Origin of the sequence: Streptomyces sp. SID3212, assembly GCF_009865405.1 — a bacterium.
In the GTDB taxonomy this organism is placed as follows: domain Bacteria; phylum Actinomycetota; class Actinomycetes; order Streptomycetales; family Streptomycetaceae; genus Streptomyces.
The window spans coordinates 1-4,960 of the sequence record NZ_WWJY01000368.1 but is presented as its reverse complement, the minus strand read 5'-3'; the positions used below and the strand labels follow the sequence as shown (position 1 = coordinate 4,960).

Here is a 4,960-nt window from a genome sequence, read left to right as displayed (position 1 = left end):
CGCGGCCTACGCGGGCGGGGCCGCCGGGGAGGTGACCGTCGCCGCGTTCGCGACCGGGATCGCCGAGGTGCTGGCTCCGGCGCTCCGGGAGCTGGCCGGGCTGCATCCGGACATACGGGTACGGGTACGGGACGCCGAGGGCGACGAGAGCCTGCCGATGGTGCTCGACGGCCAGGCGGATCTCGCGGTCGCCGTCGAGTACCGGGGCGCCCCCCGCGAGGACGACCTGCGGCTGTCCCGCGTGCCGCTGTACGCGGAGCCGTTCGACGCCGTCCTGCCCGCCGCGCATCCGCTCGGCCTCGGCGCGCACGTGGTCCTCGCCGAGCTGGCCGACAGTGACTGGATCGGCCCGTACCCGGGCAATCCGTGTCACGACGTGATGCAGCTGGCCTGCGAGCTGGCCGGGTTCCAGCCGCGTCTCGTGCACTCGTCGGACGACTTCCACGCCGTGGTCGCGCTGGCGGGCGCGGGCGCCGGGGTCGCGCTGGTGCCCCGGTCCGCGCTGCGCGGCATGGACCTGAAGGGCACGGTCGTCCGCCCGGTGGCCGGTCCCGCCGCGACGCGCCGGGTCTTCGCCGCGGTCCGGCGCGGGGCCGAGGACCATCCCCTGATCCGTCCCGTACTGGATTCCCTGGTCCGGGCGGCCGACGGTCTCACCACCGGTTGATAGCCTTGTGGTGTGGATGTGACTTATGTCACGTATGAAATGTGATCTATCGGATGTGTTCTCCACGTTTACCTCTGTATGGCCAAACCAGTCGTGAGCGACGCGATCCACGGACCGGCGATCTTCGGCCTGCGGCCCGCCGATGAGCTGGTGCGGAAGTACCGGGCGGACGGCGTGTGGCGTGACGTCGGCCCGCTGGACGACCTGCGCCGCTGGCGGGAGCTGATTCCCGACGCGCCGGCGGTGATCGCGTATCGCTCGGGCGCGGGGATGCGCAGGCTCACGTACAGCGAGTACGCGCGGTACGTGGAGCGGTTCGCCGGTGCCCTGCACGAGCTGGGGGTGCGGCCGGGTCACGTGGTCGCGATCCAGCTGCCCAACTGGTGGCAGCTGAGCGCGCTGATGCTGGCCTGCGTCCGGGTGGGCGCGGTGGTGGCGCCGGTCATGCCGACCATCGGCGCCCGCGAGCTGGAGCGGACCCTCGCCCGGGTCGGCGCGAGCGTCTGTGTGACGGCCGACCGCTGGGCGGGGACCGAGCACGCGGAGGCGCTGTCGAAGATGGCCTCCCGCCTGCCGGGCCTGCGGCACCGCGTGGTGCTGGGCGACAGCGCCCCGGGCAGCGAGGTGGACTTCGTCCGCCATTTCGAGGAGACACCGTGGGAGCGCCGCCACCCGATGGTGGTGAGCGAGTCGAACGAGGACCCCGACCGGGGCGCCGTCGTCCTCTTCACCTCGGGCAACTCCGGCGAGCCCAAGGGGGTGCTGCACAGCTTCAACACCCTGCACGCGGGCGCGTTCCCCGTGGTCGAGGCGGAGGGGCTCGACTCGTACGACCGGATCTTCACCCCGCAGGCGCAGCCGCACGTCTTCGGAATGATTTACGGGGTGCTCATCCCGCTGCTGGCGGGCGGGACCTCCGTCGTCTCCGACGTGTGGCGGCCGCACGACATCCCGGAGATGCTCGTCGACAGCGAGGCCACGGTCTTCGCCGGTGCGCCGTCCTATCTGGCGGCCCTGGTCGACGCGACCGAGCACGCGCGCGAGAAGGCTCCGCTGCGGCTCGTGTTCAGCGGCGCGACGAGCGTCCCGGGCCAGCTGGTGTCGGCGGTGCCGCGGATCTGGGGCGTGCCGCTGCGGACGCTGTGGGGGATGACGGAAGTACCGGGCCACACGTGGACGCGCGCGGACGACCCGCCGCTCTGGGGCGCGCACAGCGACGGCAGCCCGGGTCCGGGGCTCGAAATGGACTTCAGACGGAACGATCCCGAGGAGGGGTCCGGGGGTCCGGGGTCGGCAGCCGTGGGGGCGCCCGAGGGGCCGTGGAGCGCCGAGCAGCCCGCTCGGCTGTTCGTACGGGGTGGTGGTGTCGCGCTCGCGACGCTGGGCCGGGACAGCGGACGGCTCCGGGTCGTGGCCGAGCACGACGACGGCTGGTACGACACCGGGGACCTGGCCGTCCCCGACGGGCGGGGCGGGCTGCGCATCATCAGCCGTGAGGTGGACCGTATCGGCGGTACGTTCATGATTCCGGTGAACGACGTCGAGACCGAGCTCCTGGACCACCCCGAGGTCGCCGAGGTGGCCCTGATCGGCTACCCGGACGGCGAGGGCGGCGAGCTGGCCTGCGCGGTGGTGGTCCCGAAGTCACCGACGCTGACCCTGGGGGACCTGCGGGAGTTCCTCACGGACCGGGGCATGACCGAGTGGTACCAGCCGAGCCGCCTGGAACTCATCCCGGCCCTGCCGCGCAACTCCATCGGCAAGGTGCTCAAGGCTCCGCTGCGCGGCTGGCTGCACAGCGCGGGGCACGCCGGAGGCCCGCGTCCGGAGGCTCCCGGCGCTCAAGGCTGACCGGAGGCCCGCTCAATCCGGCCGTCGCCCGCGAAACTGATCTAACCATTCCGCAACGAAGCTCCGTTGGGCTGACGCTTCGTCAAGTCGGCGCACGGGAAGGATTGTAGACATTCCGGGAAGCGTCGGCTGTCACGTCCCAAAGCGCCGCTGTGCTGGGCAAGCGTGATTGCGGGCGGGCGGCTCCGGTGATTCCGATTAGCCCCCGGGGGCGCCTCCCTCCGGGTCTCGGCGACCGGTTCTCGCCGTGCACGCTCCGGGTCGGACACGCGTTTTCCGGTCGCGCGCGCGTTCGTTGCCACGGGCTACGGCCTAGGATCGGGCCGCGCCGCTGGGCCCCCTCCGCCTCATCCGTAACGACGGACCAGCGTCCTCACCGACCCCCCGCCACCACCCGTTAAACAGGTATCTGCATGTTATTGATACTCAGCACCGGTTCCGGCGACGGAGCCGTACAGTGAAAATCAATCGTCGTCTCGCCCTGCTCGTCACCGCGCCCCTCACCGTGGCCGTCGCCTTCTCCGGACTGGCGCTCGCACCCGCGGCCAACCAGGCGCTCCAGGCCGACCGGTTGACCGAGATGGTCGAAGTCGCCGCCGACGCGGGGGACTTGACCCACCAGTTGCAGCGTGAGCGGGCGGCGGCCACCGCTCTGGTCTCCGCACAGGGGGACGCGGAAGCCTTCCAGAAGAGTTCCGAGGCGACGGACAGAAGTGTTGCCGCGTTCCGCGAGCAGACCGACCGCCTGTCCGAGGTGCCGGGCAACGCACAGGCCGCGCTGGACCGGATCACACGCTTCACCGACGACCTTCCCTCGCTGCGCGCCCAGGTGCGCTCCGGCGGCAGCACCATCTCCGCCCTCGCCTTCGGGTACCGGACCGTGATCGCCGACCTCAACGGCTACCGCGACGGCATCGCGCAGGCGGACGGGGTCGACGCCGACATCGCCGACCGGATCCGCGCCGCCGCCGCCCTGTCCGAGGCGGCCGAGTACTCGGCCCAGCGGCAGGTCACGGTCATGAGGGCGCAGGCCGCGGGCGGTTTCACCACCGCCTCCCAGCGGACCTTCGAGGCCGGCGGGCTCGGCTACACCGAGTCGATCGGTGTGCTCTTCGACCTCGGCCCCGGCCAGTGGCGGACCTGGCTGGAGCGCACCCTCTCCGGTGCCAAGGCGTTCGAGGCCCGCCGCCTCGAGGACGAGATCGGCCGTACGGGAACCAGCAAGGCCATCGCCGTCACGCCTGCCGAGTGGCAGAAGGCCTCCAACGACCGTCTGACACTGCTGCGTTCGGTGGAGAAGCGGATCGACGGCTCCGTCCTCGCCACGGTCTCCGACGCGCGCACCACGCTCGTCAGGACCGCCGGCGCCGAGATCGCCCTGGTGCTGCTGACCCTGGTCGGCGCCGTCTTCCTGGCCGTCCGCCTGGGCCGCGTCATGATCCGGCGGCTCAGCGATCTGCGGAACGCCGCGCACGAGGTCGCCCACACCGGGCTGCCCGCCGTCATGGCCGACCTGTCCCGGCCCGGCGCGCTGAGCGGCGCGACCCCCGAGGAGGTCGCTCTGCGGAGTGGGAACCCGGTCCGGACCACGGGCGCGGACGAGATCGGCGAGGTCGGTGAGGCGTTCAACGCCGTGCACCACGAGGCGGTCCGGCTGGCGGCCCAACAGGCGCACATCCACGAGCAGTTCGCCGAGACACTGGTCGGTGTGGCGCGGAGGGGCGCGCAGTTGACCACCGTCATGGTGTCCGAGCTGGACACGGTGCAGCGCGACGAGGCCGATCCGGAGCGGATGAAGGTCCTCTTCGCCCTCGACCACCTCGCCATCCGCATGGAACGCAACACCAACAGCCTTCTGGTGCTGGGAGGTTACGGACACGCCCGGGTGCGCTCGCAGGACATCGACTGCTCCAGTGTCATCATGGCCGCCGCCCAGCAGATCGAACGCTTCGACCGGGTGTCGCTCGGAGTGGTGGACGCGGAGATCGGCATCGCCGCCCGCGCCGTGCACGACGTGGCGCACATCCTGGCTGAACTCCTCGACAACGCGACCCGGTTCTCGCCGCCCGACAAGCCGGTCGGGGTCGCCGTATGGCGGCTGTGGGACCGGGCCGTCGTCCAGATCGTGGACGAGGGAGTGGGGATCACCGCGGAGCGCCGCGCGCGGTACAACGCCGCGCTGCGCGAGCCGCGCACGGGCATCGGGGACGTACGGTCCATGGGTCTGCACGTGGTGGCACGGCTCGCCGCGCGCCACGGCATCGTCGTGGAGCTGTGCGACTCCTCCGGTCCCGGCACCATCGCCGAGGTCGCCCTCCCCGTCACCGTCCTGGCCCCGGCCCCCCGGAAGACCGTCCCGCAGCCGGGGAGCACGCCCGGCACGGACCGTACCGGCGCCGGCCGTGCCAACGGCGGCCGTACCAACGGTGTGCGGCACGACGC

General features: G+C 72.0%; 3 protein-coding genes. All 3 read left to right on the top strand.

The window, feature by feature from the left end; genetic code table 11:
- Positions 1-667 (top strand): LysR substrate-binding domain-containing protein (locus tag GT042_RS11275; protein WP_161308577.1); only part of this gene is annotated, 667 nt, incomplete at its 5' end.
- A 78-nt stretch (positions 668-745) separates the two neighbouring features.
- A complete protein-coding gene (locus tag GT042_RS11270; protein WP_237530694.1) occupies positions 746-2,518 on the top strand; it encodes an AMP-binding protein in 1,773 nt (590 codons plus the stop codon).
- Between the two features lie 457 nt (positions 2,519-2,975).
- The coding region (locus GT042_RS11265; RefSeq protein WP_161308575.1) for a sensor histidine kinase at positions 2,976-4,960 on the top strand (1,985 nt) is incomplete at its 3' end.

Coding starts and splice junctions, on each gene's coding strand:
- GT042_RS11270 (WP_237530694.1), top strand. CDS start 746: ATGGCCAAACCAGTCGTGAGCGACGCGATCCACGGACCGGCGATCTTC.